The organism is Methylobacterium sp. J-072 (assembly GCF_022829425.1).
Taxonomy (GTDB): Bacteria; Pseudomonadota; Alphaproteobacteria; order Rhizobiales; family Beijerinckiaceae; genus Methylobacterium.
The window spans coordinates 1-1,110 of the sequence record NZ_JAKSYK010000070.1; the positions used below are offsets into that span (position 1 = coordinate 1).

Annotated in this window: 2 protein-coding genes; one reads left to right on the top strand and one right to left on the bottom strand. The window is 68.5% G+C overall.

The window, feature by feature from the left end; all coding sequences use genetic code 11:
• A partial coding sequence (locus MKK67_RS06640) for a sensor histidine kinase (protein ID WP_243962937.1) occupies nt 1-733 on the top strand: 733 nt, incomplete at its 5' end.
• A 58-nt stretch (nt 734-791) separates the two neighbouring features.
• On the opposite strand, the gene MKK67_RS06645 is transcribed toward MKK67_RS06640, so the two are convergent.
• Nucleotides 792-1,110, bottom strand: a 319-nt coding sequence (locus MKK67_RS06645; protein ID WP_243962939.1) for an EVE domain-containing protein, incomplete at its 5' end; no start/stop codon positions are given.

Sequence of the window (1,110 nt, forward strand, 5' to 3'; positions counted from 1 at the left end):
GCTGCGCACGCCGCTCAACGCCATCCTGGGCTTCTCGGAGGTGATGAAGAACGAGGTGTTCGGCATCCACACGGCGCCGTCCTACCGGGAATACTCGAACGACATCCACGACAGCGGGATGCACCTGCTGAACCTGATCAACGAGATCCTCGACCTGTCGCGCATCGAGGCGGGCCGCTACGAGCTCAACGAGGAGGCGGTGCAGCTCGCCCACGTGGTCGAGGAGTGCCGCCACATGATGGGCCTGCGCGCCAAGGCGAAGAACCAGACCTTCCACGACCTGGTCGACGGCTCGCTGCCGCGGCTCTGGGCGGACGAGCGGGCGCTGCGCCAGATCGTGCTCAACCTCCTGTCGAACGCCGTGAAGTTCACGCCGCCCGGCGGCGAGATCTGGCTGAAGGTCGGCTGGACCGCCTCGGGGGGCCAGTACGTCTCGGTGAAGGACAGCGGCCCCGGCATCCCGGAGGACGAACTCGGCACGGTGATGTCGTCGTTCGGCCGCGGCTCCCTGGCGATCAAGACCGCCGAGCAGGGCTCGGGCCTCGGCCTGCCGATCGTGAAGGGGCTGGTGGAGCTCCACGGCGGCCAGTTCCAGCTGTCCTCGCGGCCCCGCGAGGGCACCGAGGTGATCGTCACCCTGCCGGCCTCCCGGGTGATGGACACGCTGCCCCCGGTCGATGTCGGCGCCGATGCCTTCGTGCCGGCCCGCAACGCCTTCAACCGCGCCGCCTGAGACGCCAGGGCTCCGCCCTGGACCCGCAAAAGGTCGACGACCTTTTGAAACCGGGACTTTACGGGGTCTCGGCCAGGGCGCGGATGCAGTCCCATTCGGCCTCGGTGACCGGCTGCACCGACAGGCGCGAATTGTTCACCAGCACCATGTCGGCCAGCGCCGGATCAGCCTTGATCGCGTCCAGCGTCACCGGCCGGGGCAGGGGCTCGACGGCCTTCACGTCGACCATGCCGAAGCGGCCGGTCGCGTCGGTGTGGTCGGGGTAGTAGGGCCGGATCACCTCGACGATGCCGACCACAGCCTTGCCCTCGTTCGAGTGGTAGAAGAAGCCCCGGTCGCCGACCTGCATGGCCATCAGGTGCTTCTTGGCGAGGTGG